Genomic DNA, 19,390 nt, shown 5'->3' with positions numbered 1-19,390 from the left:
CACCATTACAGTTATGCTAATTAAAACGATTTTGACAGGCGGGAGGTCAACTTGATCCCGGACGTATCACAGGCGCTGGCCTGGCTGGAAAAACATCCTCAGGCGTTAAAGGGGATACAGCGTGGGCTTGAGCGCGAAACTTTGCGTGTTAATGCTGATGGCACACTGGCAACAACAGGTCATCCTGAAGCATTAGGTTCCGCACTGACGCATAAATGGATTACTACCGATTTTGCGGAAGCATTGCTGGAATTTATTACACCAGTGGATGGTGATATTGAACATATGCTGACCTTTATGCGCGATCTGCATCGTTATACGGCGCGCAACATGGGCGATGAGCGGATGTGGCCGTTAAGTATGCCATGCTATATCGCAGAAGGTCAGGACATCGAACTGGCACAGTACGGCACTTCAAACACCGGTCGCTTTAAAACGCTGTACCGTGAAGGGCTGAAAAATCGCTATGGCGCACTGATGCAAACCATTTCCGGCGTGCACTACAATTTCTCTTTGCCAATGGCATTCTGGCAAGCGAAGTGCGGCGATATCTCGGGCGCTGATGCCAAAGAGAAAATTTCTGCGGGCTATTTCCGCGTTATTCGCAATTACTATCGTTTCGGTTGGGTCATTCCTTATCTGTTTGGCGCGTCTCCGGCGATTTGTTCTTCTTTCTTGCAAGGAAAACCAACGTCGCTGCCGTTTGAGAAAACTGAGTGCGGTATGTATTACCTGCCGTATGCGACCTCTCTTCGTTTGAGCGATCTTGGCTATACCAACAAATCGCAAAGCAATCTTGGTATCACCTTCAACGATCTCTACGAGTACGTAGCGGGCCTTAAACAGGCAATCAAAACGCCATCGGAAGAGTACGCGAAGATTGGTATTGAGAAAGACGGTAAGCGGTTGCAAATCAACAGCAATGTGCTGCAGATTGAAAACGAACTGTACGCGCCGATTCGTCCAAAACGTGTGACCCACAGCGGCGAGTCGCCTTCTGATGCGTTGTTACGTGGCGGCATTGAATATATTGAAGTGCGTTCGCTGGACATCAACCCGTTCTCGCCGATTGGTGTAGATGAACAACAGGTGCGATTCCTCGATCTGTTTATGGTCTGGTGTGCGCTGGCTGATGCACCGGAAATGAGCAGTAGCGAGCTTGCCTGTACACGCGTTAACTGGAACCGGGTGATCCTCGAAGGTCGCAAACCGGGCCTGACGCTGGGTATCGGCTGCGAAACCGCGCAGTTCCCGTTGCCGCAGGTGGGGAAAGATTTGTTCCGCGATCTAAAACGCGTGGCGCAAACGCTGGATAGCATTAACGGCGGCGAAGCGTACCAGAAAGTGTGTGATGAACTGGTCGCCTGCTTCGATAATCCCGATCTGACTTTCTCTGCCCGTATCTTAAGGTCTATGATTGATACTGGTATTGGCGGAACAGGTAAAGCGTTTGCTGAAGCGTACCGTAATCTGCTGCGTGAAGAGCCGCTGGAAATTCTGCGTGAAGAGGATTTTGTAGCCGAGCGCGAGGCATCTGTACGCCGTCAGCAGGAAATGGAAGCCGCTGATACCGAACCGTTTGCGGTGTGGCTGGAAAAACACGCCTGACAGAAAAGAAAAAGGCCACTCGTGAGTGGCCAAAATTTCATCTCTGAATTCAGGGATGATGATAACAAATGCGCGTCTTTCATATACTCAGACTCGCCAGGGAAGAAAGAGTTCAGAAAATTTTTAAAAAAATTACCGGAGGTGGCTAAATGCCGTTGTTAGATAGCTTCACAGTCGATCATACCCGGATGGAAGCGCCTGCAGTTCGGGTGGCGAAAACAATGAACACCCCGCATGGCGACGCAATCACCGTGTTCGATCTGCGCTTCTGCGTGCCGAACAAAGAAGTGATGCCAGAAAGAGGGATCCATACCCTGGAGCACCTGTTTGCTGGTTTTATGCGTAACCATCTGAACGGTAATGGCGTTGAGATTATCGATATCTCGCCAATGGGCTGCCGCACCGGTTTTTATATGAGTCTGATTGGTACGCCAGATGAGCAGCGTGTTGCTGATGCCTGGAAAGCGGCAATGGAAGACGTGCTGAAAGTGCAGGATCAGAATCAGATCCCGGAACTGAACGTCTACCAGTGTGGTACTTATCAGATGCATTCGTTGCAGGAAGCGCAGGATATTGCGCGTAATATCCTGGAACGTGACGTACGCATCAACAGCAACGAAGAGTTGGCGCTGCCGAAAGAAAAGTTGCAGGAATTGCACATCTAGTCAATTGAAGAGGCCGGGCAGGTGATATCACCGCCCGGTTTTTATTACCTGTCAGTCACCCGATATTCCACGCTATGTGCTTCATCAGGTTGAGGAACTTCCAGCCTTGAGGCCATCCGCATCACGACCGCTTCAGGAACGGCATACTCGCGCCTGGCATTTTGCTGCTTCCATTGCGCCCACGGTACTTCCAGATAAACGATTTTTACTCGTGCACCGTAAGCCGTAAACAGACTGATGAGCTGGCTACGCAACTGGCGGGTAATGTTCGTTGCATTCCAGATGAACGGCTTCTTCTGGCGTAAAAAAACGCGCGCTTCTTCTTTTGCCTGTTGCACAATACGCCCGGTGGCGGTTTTGTCGTCCGGACTGGCATTGATTCGCCGCCGCATATCATCAAGGCTGATAACGTTCACTCTCTGGCACTGTTCACTGATAAAGCGATCTTTGCCCATACCCGGTAAACCACACAGCAAAATAACCTCAAAAGATTCAGCCTCCCAGGGAACAAAATCAGGAGAACTTTGTTCATGGGTCAGGTAATGCCAGCGTGCGGAATCCGAAGCGAATGAACGCACTTTTCCCCAGCATTGTTGCTCCTGGCAAAATAGCTCGAACAGATCGATGCGTTCCAGCATTGATTGCTGATCATGACAATGGCGACCAAGCAGATCGGCACGAGCAAGCAAAGCGAGCAGACGCGTGTCGATACGCATTGCAGCCGTGAGCAGCAAACGCTCCGGTTCCGGACGTTCCAGTAACCATAGCGGTAACCCATGCAGACGCACCAGTGCAACAATTTGCTCGCGTAGCACGAACGGCGTCGGGATATCGCGCCATAAAATTTGTCGGGCCGTCAATTCACCCCGACGAGCATGACCAGGAGACTGAATACGTCCGTTTTCCTGCACGGTAGTACTGCGCTTTTCAACGTCATGCAATAACGCCGCCGCCCATAAAATTTCCTGCTGCTGAGCGGGGAGTTGCTGAAACTCAGCCATCGCAACGAGTGCGTTCAGCACCATTTCAGTATGCACACCAACGTCGCCTTCACCATGATGCTCCGGGTCTTGCGGCGTGTTATGCATATCCTCAACCCAGCTAAAACGCTGGCGTAGCGTCGACCAGCGTTTGTCGTCGGTAAGTTGCCAAATCATGACTGTTCTCCATAAGCGAACTCATGGGCCATCCGCGCCCGTCGCCAGTGGCGTTTCCAGTGCTCGGTGGTTTTGACATGATTTTTGCGTACATACTTGAAGACGTTATGCGAAAAGTCAGCGACGGAAAACGCATCACTATTCCGGCTGACAATGCCTTCCAGCGTACAGGGTTGCCCGGTTTGCGTATCCCAGGGATCGAACGCGCCGCGCGCATTGGTCAGCGCCAGAAAATCACGTTGCCAGCTTTTTTCATCATTCCCCGGCTGCGGGCCGGAGATTTCGGGAACGCAGGGGAAATCAAACAGAGCGGCGTAAAACTGCACCTCTTCCCAGCTCAGCCACATATCCTGGCAGCGAACGGCAAACAGATAAAAATCCTGCTCCAGGGCGCGATATTCAATCGAATGAACGGCATAAAGATTTTCACCAAACAACTCCAGATCGCCGAGATCGTTTTTCAGCAGTTGCCAGCGTTGGCGAATTTTATAGGTCCATGCCGATTGTGTAGGCGCGGCATGGGAACGGGCAAACACGCCGTAGCGGTTAAGGCAGTTATTTTCACCGTCGAGTTTTTCTGTGTGCACCAATTGCGTGATGGCCTGTAAATCCTGCCAGTAATCGGTGTTAATACGGTCATCGCTGGTGGTGCCAGGGGAGAAAGGATAATGCCAGGTTCTCCCGTATTTACGTTGGGTATTCATAATAATCCATTATTTTTTGTGTAATAAACGTACGCCCGCGAGGGTGCGAGTTATGGGGTTAAAAAAAATGTGAGTATCACCCGCGAAAGCGAGGGCGAAGAAAAAAGAGAGTTAACAACCTGAGCGAATGCTCAGAACCGGTTAATGGTGAATGGAAGAGTTTGGGGCGGCGAAAAGATACACCGTTTGAGATGATAAAACAACCGTTTACAGAATGAGCAAATAAAAAGGGAGCCGCAGCTCCCTTTGACAACCTTAGTGCGCACCGCCTCCGCCGCCACCTGCGCCAAATGGCGGTTTAGCAAACCACACCAGCCCCAGCAGGACGAGGAATATCCCGGCTGACATCCAGAAGATCTCATTGGCGGAAATAATCAGCCCCTGATTGGTGATCTGCTGGGCAATCCAGCCTGATGCCTGTTGTTGCGTCATCCCCAGCCCTTCCAGTTGGCTGTACATCGCCTGAGCGTTCGGGTTAAACGGGTTTACCGACTCGGTTAACTGTGCGTGGTGCATCGACTCGCGGTTAGTCCACATGGTGGTGGTGATGGATGTGCCGATAGACCCCGCCAGCGTTCGCGTAAAGTTAGAGAGGCTCGATGCCGCCGCCAGTCGTTCCGGTGGCAAACCAGACAGCGTAATGGTGGTCAGCGGCATAAAGAAGCAGGCCACTGCGAAGCCCTGGATAAACTGCGGCCAGGCCGACGCACCAAAATCCATACCCGGTTCAAAGGTATAGGCACGCCAGTAGAAGCAGACGGCATACATAATAAAGCTGAAGGTTACCAGCCGCCGCATATCCAGTTTATGCGCGAAGCGGCCGATAATCGGCGACAGGATCACCGGAATAATCCCTACCGGCGCAGAGGCCAAACCTGCCCAGGTCGCCGTGTAACCGTAGACCTCCTGCAACAACTGCGGCAGCAGAACAATCGCGCCGAAGTAGAGCATATACGCGAGGCTGATACACAAGCAGCCGATGGTGAAGTTGCGCGACTTAAACAACGACAGATCGACTATCGGGTTATCGTCGGTCAGCTCCCAGACAATCAGGAAGCAGATAGCCACCACCGCCACCACGGTGAGGATGATTATTTCCTGCGATGAGAACCAGTCCAGCTCTTTACCGCGGTCGAGCATAATCTGCAGGCTGCCGATACCAATCACCAGCAGTGCCAGCCCCACGGCATCAATCCGCCGCCGTTCGGTGCGGGTTTCGCGTCCGCGCAGGGTTTGCAGTGTCATCAACACCACCGCCACGCCAATCGGCACGTTGATGAAGAATATCCAGCCCCAGTGGTAATTATCGCTGATATAACCGCCGAGGATCGGGCCGCAAATTGGCGCGACAATCACCGTCATCGACCACAACGCCAGCGCGATCGAGCGTTTTGCTGGCGGGTAGTTATTCAGCAATAGACTTTGCGAAAGCGGGATCAACGGCCCGGCGACAATTCCCTGAATCACGCGGAAGAAGATCAGCATATTCAGGCTGCTGGAGACACCACACGCCCACGACGCAATAGCAAAGGCGATGGTCGACCAGAGGAACAGCTTCACTTCCCCAACGCGCTTTGCCAGCCAGCCGGTAAGCGGGATCGAGATGGCATTCGCCACCCCGAAAGAAGTGATTACCCACGTTCCCTGGCTGAGCGATGAGCCCAGATTCCCGGCGATAGTGGGGATCGCCACGTTAGCAATGGTGGAGTCCAGCACCTGCATGAATGTCGCCAGTGACAGCGCAATCGTCATAATGACCAGTTGCGCGCCTTCCAGCGGTTTTTGCTGTTGCATCACACGCACCTCTGGATTAGCCAGCGTTAGCTTTTACGATATCGTCGATCAGTTTATTGACAGGTGCCAGGCTGATTTCACGCGCGGTGCTTACCGCGACCGGTGTGGAACGTACTTTATTTGCCAGTACCTGACCGTCACGGTTAGTGGTATTGACGCTCACCAGCGTGGATAAACCGATACGCAGCGGGTATTGTTCCAGCTGTTTCTGGTCCAGTTCAATACGAACAGGCAGACGCTGAACGACTTTGATCCAGTTACCGGTGGCGTTTTGCGCCGGAAGCAGCGAGAACGCGCTACCTGTGCCCATATCCAGACCAACCACTTTACCGGTGTATTTCACATCATCGCCGTAAATATCGGTGGTGATGGTGACCGGCTGACCGATACGCATATTGGCAATCTGCGTCTCTTTAAAGTTGGCATCCACCCACATATTGGTGGCTGGAACGACCGCCATCAGCGGCGTCGTTGGGCTAATTTGTGCCCCAGGCTGTACCGCGCGGCGGGAGACATAACCGGTCATCGGACTGACAATACGGGTACGCTCCAGCGCCAGCCAGGCGTTACGTACTTCGGTGGCAGCCTGTTGCACGGCAGGCTGATCTTCCAGTTTAGTCCCCAGAATCATCGCCTGATTGGCATTGTATTGTTGAATGGCGACATCCAGTTGCGCCTGGGCACTGGTCACCGCGTCGCGGGCGTGTTGCAGCTCTTCGCGACCAATCAGGTTGGCATTGCCCAGCGGCACACGGCGGTTGTAGTCGCTTTGTGCTTTCGCGAGGGCGATTTTTTGCACCTCAATATTCGCCTGCAACTGTTTGCTGTTAATCATCAGCTGGTGGGTTTGGCGCACGCTGGAAGCCAGTGCCGTTTTGGCTTTTTCAAACGCCTGGCGAGCATCTGTCGGGTCGAGAGTGACCAGCACATCGCCTTCTTTTACAAAATCGGTGTTATCGGCCCAGACTTTCGTCACGCTGCCAGACACCTGAGACATAATTTGAATCTGATTTCCTGCCACGTATGCGTCATCGGTTTCTTCGAAATGACGCAGTACCAAAAACCAATAAATCCCTATCGCTACGGCAATAATTATAAAGAGCAAGGTGAGAAGGAGGAGCAGACGCTTACGTTTGCCGCTCTTCTTTACCGGTTGCTGCGGGGTTTGAGTCTCCGCATTTGCGCTCATATTGTTCTCCACGATCTTCTTAACTCATCGGCTGAGCCGACCTGCTTGCCAAAAAGGCCAGCATGTTGCGATGCTGGCCAGTCATTTTTTCTTTTATAAATCTGGATTTTTGAGCGAGATGACGCGTTAGCTCATCGCTTCGAGAACCACACCGTCTTGTTCCATCTGGTCGAGACGGGAGAGCAATTTGCGGGTGATTTGCTCGAGTTGATCTTTTTCTGTTGTGCTGAGCGCGGACCAGAGTTGATGCAGGCAGTTATGCTGCGGTGGTAAAACCTCGCGCAAAAACTCGTGACCTTTTTCCGTTAATTGCAGATGCAGGCAGCGGCGATCGTTATCGCTTTCACGACGTTCGATCCAACCGCGTTTTTCCAGTTCATCGGCAATACGCGTCGCGTTGGTACGGGATGATCCAAGAGCACAACTCAATTCAGAAGGCTGAATACTGTGGTTTTCCTGAGACTCCAGCGTAATCAACGCCATAAACAACGTCTCGTTAATCCCCTGAGCCTTCAGCATTTTATTGCGGTTCTCCAGCAGCTTGCTTTGCATGTGCATGCAAAGACGAGTCAGAAGGATCTCCTGATAAGGAAAATCTTCGTGGCGGCTGGCGCGAAATTTTAGCATTTGTTCAATGGGCGTAAACGAACTATCCATTTGGGTATGACCTCATTAATTTCAGCCGATATAGTAACGACAGTGACAAATAAAGTAAATGTATTGTTTTAGAAAAATGATTCTTGTGGGTTATATAATCGCCATCACTTTCCAGGCGAGCCCATAGGCCAGCGCACTAAGCAGTGTTGGGATGATAATGCTGCGTGTTTTATAGAAACTGGCACCCAGTACCGCGAAGCCGACCAGAGTGGGCACGAAACGGCGTGTATCGTGCATCACTTCTGGTGCGGTAGAGACAACCAGCAGAGCGCATATCGAGGCGATGCCAATGGTGTCGAGCAAAATACCTACCGCGCCACGTTTGGTTGGGCGGGCATTACCCACACGCAGGCGCAGCGGCAAATAGCGGAAGCAATAATTCGCCGCGCCAACCAGTAACCCAAGCAGCAGAACCTCATAGCTCATCGGGCGCTCCTTGCCAGAATGCCTGGATTAACGCAGTGAGGCAGCCACAGACAATGCCTGCCAGAATGGCGACGGGAATAGAAAATAGCGTTACGCCTGCAAGGGCACCAACTAACGCTGCGGTAACGCAAAGAGATTGTTTGCGCTGGAAAGAGGCGAGCAGGAAACTCATAAAGAGTGCCGGAAGCATAAAACCTAATGCTGCTTCAACGGCGGGATATCCTTGCAGCAAGCCGCTGCCGGAGAATGCCCCTATTACCGTACCAAATACCCACGATGACCATGAACTGAAGGCAATGCCGATCATCCAGTTCTCGCTCCAGCGGCGATTATTGCGTACCAGTTTTGCGGTTGCGGCGGCAAAAACCTCATCCGTCAGGCCAAACGCCCACAGGGCAGTTTTCGATTTTTGCAGACGCTGAATAATACGGCTACGCAGTGACGGGCCATACAAAACATGGCGAACATCCATTGCCATGACGGTCAGTGCAGCAACCCACAAACTACTCCCGGCTGCCAGCATCGCGGTAATGACGAACTGGCTCGCGCCTGCATAAATGATGCAGGAGAAAAAAACGCTTTCGAGAGGAGAGAATCCCAGACGGGTCGCATTCAGACCGAACGCAAAGGCCACCGGAATATAACTAATAACAATCGGTAAACTGTCTTTGCATCCTTCCATGAAGGTCGCCGAACCAGGAGCAGGCTGTGGAGTAGGGCTTTCCATAGAGTGTACGCTTAACGATTGTTAATATTATAAATAGACTGAATGAATATCTTAACCTTATCAGACTGATGGGCTTCTTAACACCCTTATAAGTGTAAAGCCACGAAAACGGTTGCTGATTGCTTAATTTGCGGCTTCCTGACGATGAAAACCTCGCCACCAGACCAGTAAGTTAACCAGGGCAATCGTCGCGCCAGCCAGACAAACGCCAGCCCAACCGCCATGTTGCCAGGCTGAGGCTGAAATTAGCGAACCGGCGGCACCGCCAATGAAGTAGCTGGTCATGTAACCTGCGGTCAGGCGATTACGCGCATCAGGGTGTATTCGATAAATTACCGTCTGGTTAGTGATATGCACGCCCTGCACGGTGAGATCCAGCACCAGGATGCCGATAATCAGCGCCAGTACGGAAGTGTGACCAAACCAGATCGCCAGCCATGAAAGTAACAGCAGCAGCAGACCGAAAGTTGTGGTGTGGTGCGATTTGCCCTTATCGGCAAATCCGCCCGCCGGACGAGCGCCCAACGCTCCGGCTGCTCCCGCAAGTCCAAACAGACCAATGACGCCATCGCTGTAATTAAAAGGCGGAGCGGCGAGCAAAAAGGCCATCGAGGTCCAGAGAATGCTGAAGTTGGCAAAGGTCAGGCAGCCCAGCAACGCGCGGGTGCGCAGAATTTTATCGCTGATAAACATGCTGAAAACGGAACCAAGCAACTGTGGGTAGTTGAGGTGGGTTTCTGATTTCATTTGTGGCAGACCACGCCATAATGCCAGCGCCATCAGTGCCATTAACACCGAGGCAACCCAAAAGACGGTGCGCCAGCCGCCGAGGTTTGCCAGCAACCCGGCAACGGTTCGTGCCAGCAAGATCCCCAACAGCAGCCCGCTCATAATGGTGCCGACCACTTTGCCGCGTTTGTCCGGTGAAGCCAGCGTCGCTGCCAGCGGAACCAGAATTTGTGCCACGACCGAGAATAAACCGGTTAATGCCGTACCGAGGATCATCATCGCCAGCGACTGACTGCTGGCGGTAATCAACATACCGCCCGCTGCCAGTAAGGTCATCGAGACAATCAGGCGGCGGCGTTCAAACATATCACCGAGGGGAACAAGAAACAGCAGACCTGCGGCATACCCCAACTGCGCGGCGGTAACAATAAAGCCCGCCGAACTGGCGGAAAGGGAAAAGTTACGCGCGATGGTGTCGAGCAATGGCTGGGCGTAATAGTTACTGGCTACCGCCAGACCGGTGGCGATAGACATCAGCACGATCAGCGCCGGGCTAAGCTCATGATTAGGTTTAGTCATTATTTTTGTTCATCAGGTGATGATTAAGCTGGAAATCAATAATAGCGGATGTTGATGAATATGGGATGAAAGATAGATTGTTGAAATGTGCGGTGTGGTTTGTAGACATGATAAGACGCGCCAGCGTCGCATCAGGCATTGTGTACAGAGCGGCGGATGAGGCAAAAACGCCTTATCCGCCCGAGTAAAAATTACTTCTGCGCTGCCAGCGCCTCATTCACCCAGCCATCGAACTGCTGCTGGTGGGCTTTGATCCAGCCATCAACGTGGCCCTGAATATCGCCTTCTGAGGCTTTGCCGTCATGCATAATGGCGTTCTGGGCGTTAATATCTGCCACTGGTAACTGCATAATGGCAAACAGTTTCGCTGCTGCCGGGTTTTTCTCGGCCCAGGCTTTGTTGGCAACGATATGCATGGTACTGACCGGGAAGCCGTAATTCGCGCCATTCGGCAGTTTGGTATCGGCATTTTTATCGCCCGGCAGTGCGGAGAACGGCACCTGCAACCAGACCACATCTTTCCCCGGTTTCAGTTCGTTACTCACCCAGTACGGCGTCCAGGTGTAGTAAAACACCGGCTTACCCTCTTTGTAACGACTGATGGTGTCAGCCATCATCGCTGCGTAGTTCCCCTGATTATGCGTCACGGTATTGGTCAGTCCATACGCGGCAAGCTGGTGGTTGATCGCACCTTCGCAGCCCCAGCCTGGGTTACAGCCGGTTAAATCCGCTTTACCGTCGCCGTTGGTATCGAACAGTTTGGCGATCTTCGGATCTTTAAGTTGCGCGATGTTGGTAATTTTATACTGGTCGGCGGTTTTCTTATCGATCAGGTAACCCTGTGCCGCGCCGTTAACAAATACTCCTTCACGATAAAATTTCTTATCGCCACCGGCAGCTTCGTACATGTTGTCATGCAGTGGCGTCCAGTTCACTGCGGTGAAGGTTGCATCGCCGGAAGCAAGCGAGGTGTAGCCAACGTTGTAATCCACTTCGCTGGGTTTATTGACGGTATAACCTAATTTCTCCAGCGCGCGGCTGACCAGCAGCGTCTGGAAAGTTTCTTCGGTGATGGTGCTCTGAACCGGATTAACAGTAATGCCTTTGCCCGGCAGGTCGGCAGCAAAAGTTTGTGTAGAGATAAGCGTGGCAAACGCTGTCGCAAAAAGTACGCTATGTCGCATTGTTATTCCTTTTTTTGGCAGGGTGATAATGCCCGGCGTCACCGGGCAAGTGCAGAGTTACTTAATGAATGGGCGGGTCAGCAGACCGACAGGTCCAGTGGTGTACCAGCGACGGTTGCCGCGACTGCGTGAGTCGCGCCCAACGGCCTGCGTCAGGCGGTCGAGGATAATGGCGAGGATCACAATCCCGACGCCGCCAACGGTGGCAAGCCCCATATCCAGACGACCGATACCGCGAAGTACCATCTGACCCAGCCCGCCGACGGCAATCATCGAGGCGATGACCACCATAGAAAGGGCCAGCATCAGCGTCTGGTTAACGCCCGCCATTATGGTCGGCATCGCCAGCGGTAACTGAACTTTGAACAGCATTTGACGCGGGCTGGCACCGAATGAGCGCGAGGCTTCAATTAAATCCGCCGGAACCTGATTAATACCAAGAATCGTCAGACGGATAATCGGCGGCAGAGCAAAGATTATAGTCACCACTACGCCCGGCACGTTGCCGATACCAAACAGCATGACGATTGGCACCAGATAAACAAACGCTGGCGTGGTCTGCATGGCATCAAGCAGTGGACGAATAATTTTCGCCGCTCGCGGACTTCTCGCCAGCCAGATCCCCAACGGCAAACCTATGACGATACAGAACAGCAGGGCGGTTAACACCAGCGCCAGGGTAACCATGGCCTGCGACCAGGCACCGATTGCGCCGATGGCAATCAGCGAAACCAGAGTCGCCACGCCCATTCCGACCCCGGAAATCTGCCAGGCGATGAGAGCGAAAACGATAATCGCCACCGGCGCGGGCATACCCAGCAGCAATTGCTGGAAACCGTTGAGGATGTAATCAACCGGAACGCGCACGCCCTGAAAGACGGGACGAAAATGGGTAACGACCCAGTCGATCCCTTCAGTGACCCAACTGTCGAGCGGGATTAGCGTTTTATGGAACGGATCGAGAATATTAAAATGCTCGACGTTTGGCGCAGGCGTACTGGTCAGCCAGTCAGCGCCACCGCCGTCAGTCGGTGCAGTCGCCGGTGTACCCCAGGCGTCTGCAGATTGTGCAGCACTGTCCGCCGCTGGCGTGGTATCCCACGGATTATTTTGATCAGCCATTATTTACCCCCTCACGATCTAAAGCGCGCAGCAGCATTCCTTTCGAAATGATGCCGACATACTGTTGGTCCTCGTCGACCACGGGCACCGCACAGGGCGCTTGTCCGACATGAGAGAGCAACTCGCTAAGAGGCGTTTGCGCATCGACTGCTAATGGCGCATCAATCAGCGCCGCATCAAGACCTTGCTGCTGCGTTAACGCGGTTTTAAGCGAATCGATAGACACAGCGCCGACAAACTTATTACCGCGTTCGATAACGTAGCCATATTCGCGGTCTTCATCCTGCAATAATTTCAATGCCGAACGTGGGCCGAAGCCAGGGGTTTTACGAATTAAGCCATTCGGTGTCCGACGGGCAATATCTTTCGCACTGAATACCTGACTAATATCAACGCCACGGAAGAAGGTACGGACATAATCATTCGCCGGATTATTGAGAATTTCATCCGGTGTGCCAACCTGCACCACTTCACCATTTTGCATAATGGCAATTCGGTCGCCAATACGCATAGCTTCGTCGAGATCGTGGGAAATAAAGACAATGGTACGTTGATGTTTCGCCTGTAATTTTACCAGCTCATCCTGCATCTCAGTGCGAATTAATGGATCAAGCGCCGAGAAGGCTTCGTCCATTAATAATATATCCGGATTAATTGCTAATGCGCGGGCTAATCCGACGCGTTGACGCATCCCACCAGAGAGTTCGTCCGGGTAGCTATGGGCATAATTTTCCAGCCCGACCTGACGCAGTGCATCAAGGGCTTTTTCCCGGCGTTCTTCGGCATTAATTCCGGCCAATTCCATACCGAATGCAGTATTGTCCAGCACGGTCATATGCGGCATTAAGGCAAAGGACTGGAAGACCATCGCAATCTTTTTTCTGCGCACCTCACGGAGTTCGGCGTCGGATATTTTGGCAATATCCACACCATCAATCAGCACTTGCCCGCGGGTGGGTTCAATCAGGCGATTGAGAAGGCGTACCATTGTGGATTTACCCGAACCGGATAATCCCATGATGACAAATATCTCGCCTTCTTCAATGGCCAGACTGGCGTCTTTTACGCCAAGCGATAGCCCGGTTTTTTCCAGAATTTGTTCTTTTGAAAGTCCTTGTTCGATATATTTGAACGCTCGCTGAGGATGCTCGCCAAATATTTTATAGAGATTTTTAATTTCTAATTTAATTGCCATGCAATAGAAAGATTCCTGTTATTTGTTTATGTCGATACATTACCCAATGGAAATAGTCACTTTTTTCTACCCTAACATACTGAGAATCTGAGGCAACCCCTGATGGCAAATGTGGCATGAATATTGATGCGAGCAAATCGCCGGAATTTCCCATGATATAAGGGCTGAGAGCAAATCGAGAAAGTTGATATTTTTTTGTCATAGATAGCGAAAAAACGCCTGAATATTGTGGTTTCAGGCGAATAATGCAACAGAGTATCAGTGTAGATCACCACAAAATATTTGCGTGATAAAAAGCTATTTGGCGGGAATTATTTCCCCTGCTGAAGTTGGTGAAATTTTGAAAAATAACCGGTCAAAAATTCCAGTCTTCATCTTCTGTTTCTACCGCTTTTCCCATCACATATGAAGAGCCTGAACCGGAAAAGAAATCGTGATTTTCATCGGCATTCGGCGAAAGCGCGGCGAGGATTGCCGGATTTACTTCCGCCATTTCTGCGGGAAATAGCGGTTCGTAGCCCAGATTCATCAAAGCCTTATTGGCGTTGTAACAGAGAAACGCTTTCACATCGTCAGCCCATGTGGTTTCGGCATAGAGCTCATCGGTGTATTGCAACTCGTTGTCGTAAAGTTCCAGTAGCAAATCGAAGGCGAAACTCTTCAACTCTTCACGTTGGGCCATGGAGATCTTTTCAAGGTTTTTCTGATATTTATAGCCGATGTAATAACCGTGCACTGCTTCATCGCGGATAATCAGACGGATCAGGTCTGCGGTATTAGTTAGCTTTCCGCGGCTGGAGAAATACATCGGTAGCCAGAAACCGGAATAGAACAAAAATGATTCAAGAAAGACACTGGCGATTTTCTTTTTCAGCGGATTATCACCGCGATAATGTTGCTGAATAATCTGTGCTTTTCGCTGCAATGGCGCGTTTTCTTCACTCCAGGCGTAGGCGGCATCGACATCTTTGGTCTGGCACAGCGTCGAGAAAATCGAACTGTAAGAGCGGGCATGAACCGCTTCCATAAAGCTGATATTCGATAATACCGCCTCTTCATGGGGCGTGAGCGCATCGGGCATCAGCGAAGGCGCGCCGATAACATTTTGCAGCGTGTCGAGCAGCGTCAGGCCAGTAAAAACGCGCATCGTCAGTTGTTGTTCTACGACACTTAATGTCTGCCATGCAGGAATATCGTTCGACAGCGGCACCTTTTCCGGGAGCCAGAAATTGCTGGTCAGGCGATTCCACACCTCCAGATCTTTATCGTCAGATATCTTATTCCAGTTGATGGCGCTGATACGTGAGAGTTTCATAGATATTCCTTAAAGCGCGCAGGAGACGCAGCCTTCAATTTCAGTACCTTCCAGCGCCATCTGACGCAGGCGGATGTAGTAGAGCGTTTTGATACCTTTGCGCCAGGCGTAAATCTGCGCTTTGTTGATATCGCGAGTGGTGGCGGTATCGGGGAAAAACAGTGTCAGCGACAGTCCTTGATCGACATGGCGAGTCGCTTCGGCGTAGGTGTCGATGATCTTTTCTGCGCCGATTTCGTAAGCGTCCTGATACAGCGCCAGATTCTCGTTAGTCATAAACGGGGCAGGGTAGTAAACGCGTCCTGTTTTGCCTTCTTTGCGTATCTCTACTTTCGCCACAATCGGATGAATACTCGACGTGGCATGGTTGATATAAGAGATGGAACCGGTTGGCGGCACCGCCTGGAGATTTTGGTTGTATATGCCATAGCGCATCACGTCGTCGCGCAGTTGCGCCCACATTTCGCGGGTAGGTAACGTGATGCTGCTACGAGCAAACAACTCGCCAACTTTCGCCGTTTTCGGTTGCCAGTTACCTTGCAGATATTGGCTAAAATATTCACCGCTGGCATAGCGTGACTGTTTGAACCCGGCGAAGGTTTCACCGCGTTCGCGCGCCAGCAACATTGAGGTACGCAGCGCGTGCCAGGTGATGGTGTAGAAATAGAGATTGGTGAAATCCAGTGCTTCCGGCGAACCATAGGCGATGCCTTCTCGCGCCAGATAACCGTGTAAATTCATCTGCCCCAGACCGATAGCGTGTGAGGCGGCATTTCCGGCTTCGATGGACGGCACGCTGCGAATATGACTCATATCTGACACCGCAGTTAAACCGCGCACGGCAGTCTCTACCGTGCGGGCAAAGTCGGGGGAATCCATGGTGTGGGCAATATTCAACGAACCTAAATTGCAGGAAATATCATGGCCTGTGCGGGCATAGTCGAGATTCTCGTCATACTCTGAGGCGCTGTTAATCTGTAAAATTTCTGAGCAGAGATTGCTCATATTTATACGCCCGGCAATAGGGTTAGCACGGTTAACCGTGTCTTCATACATGATGTAGGGATAGCCGGATTCAAACTGGATCTCCGCCAGCCGCTGGAAGAAATCACGGGCGTTGATGTATTTTTTACGGATGCGTTCATCGGCTACCAGTTCGGCATAGTGTTCGCTGATGGCGATATCGGCAAACGGCTTGCCATAAACTCGCTCAACGTCATAGGGCGAAAACAGCGCCATCTGCGCATTCTCTTTTGCCAGATGGAAGGTGATATCCGGGATAACCACGCCCAGCGACAGTGTTTTAATGCGGATTTTCTCGTCGGCATTTTCCCGTTTCGTATCGAGAAAACGCAGAATATCGGGATGATGGGCATGTAAATAGACTGCGCCAGCACCCTGACGCGCGCCGAGCTGGTTGGCATAAGAAAATGCGTCCTCCAGCATTTTCATCACCGGAATCACGCCAGAGGATTGATTTTCAATACGTTTAATTGGTGCGCCCGCTTCCCTCAGATTCGACAGCAAAAATGCCACGCCGCCGCCGCGTTTCGACAGTTGTAGTGCGGAATTTACTGCCCGGCCAATCGACTCCATATTGTCTTCAATACGCAGCAAAAAACAGGAAACCAGTTCGCCGCGCTGCCGCTTACCGCAGTTGAGGAATGTCGGTGTTGCAGGCTGAAAGCGTCCTGACAGCATCTCATCGGTCAGTTGCGTAGCCAGTGTTTTATCGCCTTGTGCCAGCGTCAGCGCCACCATCGTGACTCGATCGGCAAAATCTTCCAGATAACGCTTACCGTCGAATGTCTTCAACGTATAGCTGGTGTAAAACTTCCATGCTCCGAGGAATGTCTGAAAACGAAAACCGCTGGCGTGTGCGTGGGCAAACAGTGTAATGACAAAATCGCGAGAGTAGCGATTAAGGACGCTTTCATCATAGTAACCTTCGTTGACCAGCCAGTTCAGGCGCTGCTGCTGGCTACTGAAGGTCACACTGTTCGGACGCACATGTGTCGCCATAAAGGCGTCAACGGCCTGGCGATCTTTATCGAACTGAATGCGACCCGCGTTATCGTAAATATTAAGCATCGCATTCAGAGCGTGGTAATCCGTCGTTTCCTGCGTCAGGCGTTCTGCGGTTGTCGTTGCCAAAATTCGGTTACTCCTTTACGAACGTTTTCGATATCGCTTTGCGTACCCATGAGTTCAAAGCGGTACAGCCACGGCACGCCGCATTTCCGGGCAATCACATCTCCGGCGCGGCCATACGCCTCACCAAAGTTGCGATTACCCGAAGCAATAACGCCGCGAAGCAACGCCCGGTTGTGCGCGTCGTTTAAAAAGCGAATTACCTGTCGTGGCACCGCGCCAGCTGTACCGCCGCCGCCGTAAGAGGGCACGATCAGGATGTAAGGCTCGTCTACCTGAATCCGTTCCCGCTCATTGAGCGGGATGCGCACCGCGGGCAGTCCTAAACGTTCGATAAAACGCTGCGTATTTTCGGAGCTGCTGGAAAAGTAGACGAGTTGGCTCATGCACTGGCCGCGTGTGGCGCTGGATGCAGACGATTGATCATGTCCGGGCGGAAACCAGACCAGCTAAGATCGCCTGCAATCACTACCGGCAACTGACGAAAGCCCTGAGCACGTAACGCTTCCGCCGCTTCAGGAACGCGATCGACATTAATCATTTCAAAATCAAAGCCCCGGTTTTCCATCGCCCGTTTGGTGGCGTGGCACTGAACGCAATCGTTACGAGTGTAAATAGTAATGCGCATGATTCGTATTTCCGTTTAAAATGAAGATACGGCGCGATGATACGCGTCGGGTTGTCTCTCTGTTGATACAGAGATACTAGATGTAGTTGAAAAAAGATTCAACCACACAATATATAGCAAATGGTGGTCGAAATTACCCTGGGTATGAGCGTGACGGGGTAGGGGGATTTTTGTGATTCACCAGGCAAAAAGAAACCCCGAAGCCAGGCTTCGGGGTCAAAGACGCGTATTTATTATCATTGTTGCACTACGATTTGCGCATGCTTAACAGTGCGCCGATAAAAATACCAACCGCAGCTGCTGTACCCACGCTACACCAGGGTCTTTCACGAACAAAAGAATCCGCGCAGCCAACGGCATCGTGCGCGGCTTGCTGAACGCGAGTACGACCATGCATTCGCGCTCTGGTTTCTTTCAGTAGAGCCTGCGCTTTACTACGAGCGGCTTCGGCTTCCCCTTTGGCGTCGCTGCCCCAGGACTTCAATACAGATTCGAGGCTGTCAGCTAATTGATTGACATCATTCTGGATATCCTGCACGCCATCATCGACGTCGTTGCGGTTCGGTCGGTTAAACATATGATCCCCCATTAGAATTCGATGTAATTTTCAGTGTAGACCATAATTTTCTTAACTGAGGTTCATCGCGGCTTTATGGACTTTTCTGAAAGCGTTGTGAATGCGCAATCAGGTAAGGTAGGCCCGCGGTTGATAATAACGAGGATCAAATATGTATTTACGACCAGACGAGGTGGCGCGCGTACTTGAAAAAGTCGGTTTTACTGTCGATGTGGTAACTCAGAAAGCGTATGGTTACCGCCGTGGGGAAAATTATGTCTATGTTAATCGCGAAGCACGCATGGGACGTACCGCTCTGGTAATTCATCCAACATTAAAAGAACGCAGTTCAACACTGGCTGAACCCGCTTCCGATATTAAAACGTGCGATCATTACCAGCAATTTCCGCTCTATTTAGCGGGTGAATGTCATGAGCATTACGGTATCCCGCATGGCTTTAGTTCGCGTGTTGCGCTTGAACGTTATTTGAATGGTTTATTTGGCGAAGCCAGTTAAAGACGCGACTGGCGATGCCAGTCGCGAAAAGAAGGGTCAGGCTTTTACCTGCTGGTAACGGCTGACTTTAAACAGTCGGCGGCAATAATCGAGGAAGTAGCCATAAACCGCCCCCATCAACATCGAAACAACGATGTTTGAACTGACCGCCGCCATAATCTGATGCCAGTCTGCGCCCACCACTAACAAGATCGCCACATACACCGGTGACTGGAACGTCACATACGCCAGGATATCCGCCAGATTTTTTACCCAGCCCGACGGACTAACTTTGCGTGCCGCACGCATAAACAGATCGCGGTACATACCGTATGGCCATGCAATTAAGATGTTCACCGGAATCGCTACCAATCTGGAATAAAGAGACTGTTCGAAGCTCATTCCGGAGAGGAAAACTTCAATACACATGTTCACGACAGAACAGTAAACAACCATCGCGAACGTATCTGCAACTGCATGACGCAAGCGTGACTGCGGTGAGAACATG

General features: G+C 51.6%; 20 protein-coding genes. 3 read left to right on the top strand and 17 right to left on the bottom strand.

Annotated elements, in window-relative coordinates:
* Nucleotides 1–51: 51 nt before the first annotated feature.
* A complete protein-coding gene (gene gshA, locus QUE74_RS17660; protein WP_000611789.1) occupies nt 52–1,608 on the top strand; it encodes a glutamate--cysteine ligase in 1,557 nt (518 codons plus the stop codon).
* A 149-nt stretch (nt 1,609–1,757) separates the two neighbouring features.
* Complete coding sequence (gene luxS / locus QUE74_RS17655) at nt 1,758–2,273, top strand: S-ribosylhomocysteine lyase (protein WP_001130208.1); 516 nt, start codon at nt 1,758–1,760, stop codon at nt 2,271–2,273.
* 44 nt (nt 2,274–2,317) lie between these two features.
* Here luxS and QUE74_RS17650 read toward each other — a convergent pair whose 3' ends face one another.
* The 16 genes from QUE74_RS17650 to QUE74_RS17575 all read right to left on the bottom strand — a co-directional run bounded on the left by QUE74_RS17650 (nt 2,318) and on the right by QUE74_RS17575 (nt 18,407).
* A complete protein-coding gene (locus tag QUE74_RS17650) occupies nt 2,318–3,430 on the bottom strand; it encodes an AAA family ATPase (RefSeq protein ID WP_000638150.1) in 1,113 nt (370 codons plus the stop codon).
* The gene (locus QUE74_RS17645) at nt 3,427–4,134 is read right to left on the bottom strand and encodes an RNA ligase family protein (RefSeq protein WP_001097128.1); all 708 of its coding nucleotides are present in this window, start codon (nt 4,132–4,134) and stop codon (nt 3,427–3,429) included. Before QUE74_RS17645 ends, QUE74_RS17650 begins: the two co-directional genes overlap by 4 nt.
* Before the next feature lie 255 nt (nt 4,135–4,389).
* Complete coding sequence (emrB, locus tag QUE74_RS17640) at nt 4,390–5,928, bottom strand: multidrug efflux MFS transporter permease subunit EmrB (protein WP_001295176.1); 1,539 nt, start codon at nt 5,926–5,928, stop codon at nt 4,390–4,392.
* Nucleotides 5,929–5,944: 16 nt separating this feature from the next.
* Nucleotides 5,945–7,117, bottom strand: coding sequence for a multidrug efflux MFS transporter periplasmic adaptor subunit EmrA (gene emrA / locus QUE74_RS17635; protein ID WP_001295175.1), 1,173 nt, complete (start codon nt 7,115–7,117; stop codon nt 5,945–5,947).
* A 126-nt stretch (nt 7,118–7,243) separates the two neighbouring features.
* A complete protein-coding gene (emrR, locus tag QUE74_RS17630; protein WP_000378442.1) occupies nt 7,244–7,774 on the bottom strand; it encodes a multidrug efflux transporter EmrAB transcriptional repressor EmrR in 531 nt (176 codons plus the stop codon).
* A gap of 90 nt (nt 7,775–7,864) precedes the next feature.
* The gene (ygaH, locus tag QUE74_RS17625) at nt 7,865–8,200 is read right to left on the bottom strand and encodes an L-valine transporter subunit YgaH (protein ID WP_000119749.1); all 336 of its coding nucleotides are present in this window, start codon (nt 8,198–8,200) and stop codon (nt 7,865–7,867) included.
* Nucleotides 8,190–8,927 (bottom strand): L-valine exporter subunit YgaZ, encoded by a 738-nt coding sequence (gene ygaZ / locus QUE74_RS17620; protein ID WP_000445658.1) that lies wholly within the window; start codon nt 8,925–8,927, stop codon nt 8,190–8,192. The genes ygaH and ygaZ overlap by 11 nt, the downstream gene beginning before the upstream one ends.
* A 123-nt stretch (nt 8,928–9,050) precedes the next feature.
* Nucleotides 9,051–10,235: an MFS transporter gene (locus QUE74_RS17615; RefSeq protein ID WP_000165699.1), complete on the bottom strand. Its 1,185-nt coding sequence runs from the start codon at nt 10,233–10,235 to the stop codon at nt 9,051–9,053.
* Between the two features lie 191 nt (nt 10,236–10,426).
* Entirely contained in the window at nt 10,427–11,419 is a 993-nt protein-coding gene (proX, locus tag QUE74_RS17610) for a glycine betaine/L-proline ABC transporter substrate-binding protein ProX (RefSeq protein WP_001216531.1), read from the bottom strand.
* 57 nt (nt 11,420–11,476) lie between these two features.
* Nucleotides 11,477–12,541: a glycine betaine/L-proline ABC transporter permease ProW gene (proW, locus tag QUE74_RS17605; protein WP_000774978.1), complete on the bottom strand. Its 1,065-nt coding sequence runs from the start codon at nt 12,539–12,541 to the stop codon at nt 11,477–11,479.
* Nucleotides 12,534–13,736 carry a glycine betaine/L-proline ABC transporter ATP-binding protein ProV gene (gene proV / locus QUE74_RS17600; protein WP_000985494.1) on the bottom strand — a complete coding sequence of 401 codons (1,203 nt, stop codon included), beginning with the start codon at nt 13,734–13,736 and terminating at the stop codon, nt 12,534–12,536. The genes proW and proV overlap by 8 nt, the downstream gene beginning before the upstream one ends.
* Before the next feature lie 355 nt (nt 13,737–14,091).
* Nucleotides 14,092–15,051, bottom strand: coding sequence for a class 1b ribonucleoside-diphosphate reductase subunit beta (nrdF, locus tag QUE74_RS17595; RefSeq protein WP_000777949.1), 960 nt, complete (start codon nt 15,049–15,051; stop codon nt 14,092–14,094).
* Between the two features lie 9 nt (nt 15,052–15,060).
* Nucleotides 15,061–17,205 (bottom strand): class 1b ribonucleoside-diphosphate reductase subunit alpha, encoded by a 2,145-nt coding sequence (gene nrdE / locus QUE74_RS17590; RefSeq protein ID WP_000246593.1) that lies wholly within the window; start codon nt 17,203–17,205, stop codon nt 15,061–15,063.
* On the bottom strand, nt 17,178–17,588 hold the full coding sequence (nrdI, locus tag QUE74_RS17585; protein WP_000080942.1) for a class Ib ribonucleoside-diphosphate reductase assembly flavoprotein NrdI: 411 nt from the start codon (nt 17,586–17,588) through the stop codon (nt 17,178–17,180). The genes nrdE and nrdI overlap by 28 nt, the downstream gene beginning before the upstream one ends.
* Entirely contained in the window at nt 17,585–17,830 is a 246-nt protein-coding gene (nrdH, locus tag QUE74_RS17580) for a glutaredoxin-like protein NrdH (RefSeq protein WP_001223227.1), read from the bottom strand. Before nrdH ends, nrdI begins: the two co-directional genes overlap by 4 nt.
* Nucleotides 17,831–18,077: 247 nt before the next feature.
* Nucleotides 18,078–18,407 carry an ElaB/YgaM/YqjD family protein gene (locus QUE74_RS17575; protein ID WP_001354922.1) on the bottom strand — a complete coding sequence of 110 codons (330 nt, stop codon included), beginning with the start codon at nt 18,405–18,407 and terminating at the stop codon, nt 18,078–18,080.
* A gap of 151 nt (nt 18,408–18,558) precedes the next feature.
* Between QUE74_RS17575 and QUE74_RS17570 the strand changes: the two genes are divergently transcribed.
* Nucleotides 18,559–18,903 (top strand): DUF2002 family protein, encoded by a 345-nt coding sequence (locus tag QUE74_RS17570; RefSeq protein ID WP_000281316.1) that lies wholly within the window; start codon nt 18,559–18,561, stop codon nt 18,901–18,903.
* A 36-nt stretch (nt 18,904–18,939) separates the two neighbouring features.
* Here the strand turns inward: QUE74_RS17570 and alaE are convergent, their stop codons facing one another.
* Nucleotides 18,940–19,389, bottom strand: a complete 450-nt coding sequence (alaE, locus tag QUE74_RS17565) for an L-alanine exporter AlaE (protein ID WP_000492661.1) — start codon at nt 19,387–19,389, stop codon at nt 18,940–18,942.
* Nucleotide 19,390: the final 1 nt, after the last annotated feature.

Source organism: Escherichia sp. 10290 (assembly GCF_030295155.1).
GTDB lineage: Bacteria > Pseudomonadota > Gammaproteobacteria > Enterobacterales > Enterobacteriaceae > Escherichia > Escherichia coli_F.
This window is presented reverse-complemented; position numbering and strand designations above follow the sequence as displayed.

What these genes read in the sequence shown, in the direction of transcription:
- luxS (WP_001130208.1), top strand. Translation starts at nt 1,758, where the DNA reads ATGCCGTTGTTAGATAGCTTCACAGTCGATCATACCCGGATGGAAGCG.
- QUE74_RS17650 (WP_000638150.1), bottom strand. Translation starts at nt 3,430, where the DNA reads ATGATTTGGCAACTTACCGACGACAAACGCTGGTCGACGCTACGCCAG.
- QUE74_RS17645 (WP_001097128.1), bottom strand. Translation starts at nt 4,134, where the DNA reads ATGAATACCCAACGTAAATACGGGAGAACCTGGCATTATCCTTTCTCC.
- emrB (WP_001295176.1), bottom strand. Translation starts at nt 5,928, where the DNA reads ATGCAACAGCAAAAACCGCTGGAAGGCGCGCAACTGGTCATTATGACG.
- emrA (WP_001295175.1), bottom strand. Translation starts at nt 7,117, where the DNA reads ATGAGCGCAAATGCGGAGACTCAAACCCCGCAGCAACCGGTAAAGAAG.
- emrR (WP_000378442.1), bottom strand. Translation starts at nt 7,774, where the DNA reads ATGGATAGTTCGTTTACGCCCATTGAACAAATGCTAAAATTTCGCGCC.
- ygaH (WP_000119749.1), bottom strand. Translation starts at nt 8,200, where the DNA reads ATGAGCTATGAGGTTCTGCTGCTTGGGTTACTGGTTGGCGCGGCGAAT.
- ygaZ (WP_000445658.1), bottom strand. Translation starts at nt 8,927, where the DNA reads ATGGAAAGCCCTACTCCACAGCCTGCTCCTGGTTCGGCGACCTTCATG.
- QUE74_RS17615 (WP_000165699.1), bottom strand. Translation starts at nt 10,235, where the DNA reads ATGACTAAACCTAATCATGAGCTTAGCCCGGCGCTGATCGTGCTGATG.
- proX (WP_001216531.1), bottom strand. Translation starts at nt 11,419, where the DNA reads ATGCGACATAGCGTACTTTTTGCGACAGCGTTTGCCACGCTTATCTCT.
- proW (WP_000774978.1), bottom strand. Translation starts at nt 12,541, where the DNA reads ATGGCTGATCAAAATAATCCGTGGGATACCACGCCAGCGGCGGACAGT.
- proV (WP_000985494.1), bottom strand. Translation starts at nt 13,736, where the DNA reads ATGGCAATTAAATTAGAAATTAAAAATCTCTATAAAATATTTGGCGAG.
- nrdF (WP_000777949.1), bottom strand. Translation starts at nt 15,051, where the DNA reads ATGAAACTCTCACGTATCAGCGCCATCAACTGGAATAAGATATCTGAC.
- nrdI (WP_000080942.1), bottom strand. Translation starts at nt 17,588, where the DNA reads ATGAGCCAACTCGTCTACTTTTCCAGCAGCTCCGAAAATACGCAGCGT.
- nrdH (WP_001223227.1), bottom strand. Translation starts at nt 17,830, where the DNA reads ATGCGCATTACTATTTACACTCGTAACGATTGCGTTCAGTGCCACGCC.
- QUE74_RS17575 (WP_001354922.1), bottom strand. Translation starts at nt 18,407, where the DNA reads ATGTTTAACCGACCGAACCGCAACGACGTCGATGATGGCGTGCAGGAT.
- QUE74_RS17570 (WP_000281316.1), top strand. Translation starts at nt 18,559, where the DNA reads ATGTATTTACGACCAGACGAGGTGGCGCGCGTACTTGAAAAAGTCGGT.
- alaE (WP_000492661.1), bottom strand. Translation starts at nt 19,389, where the DNA reads ATGTTCTCACCGCAGTCACGCTTGCGTCATGCAGTTGCAGATACGTTC.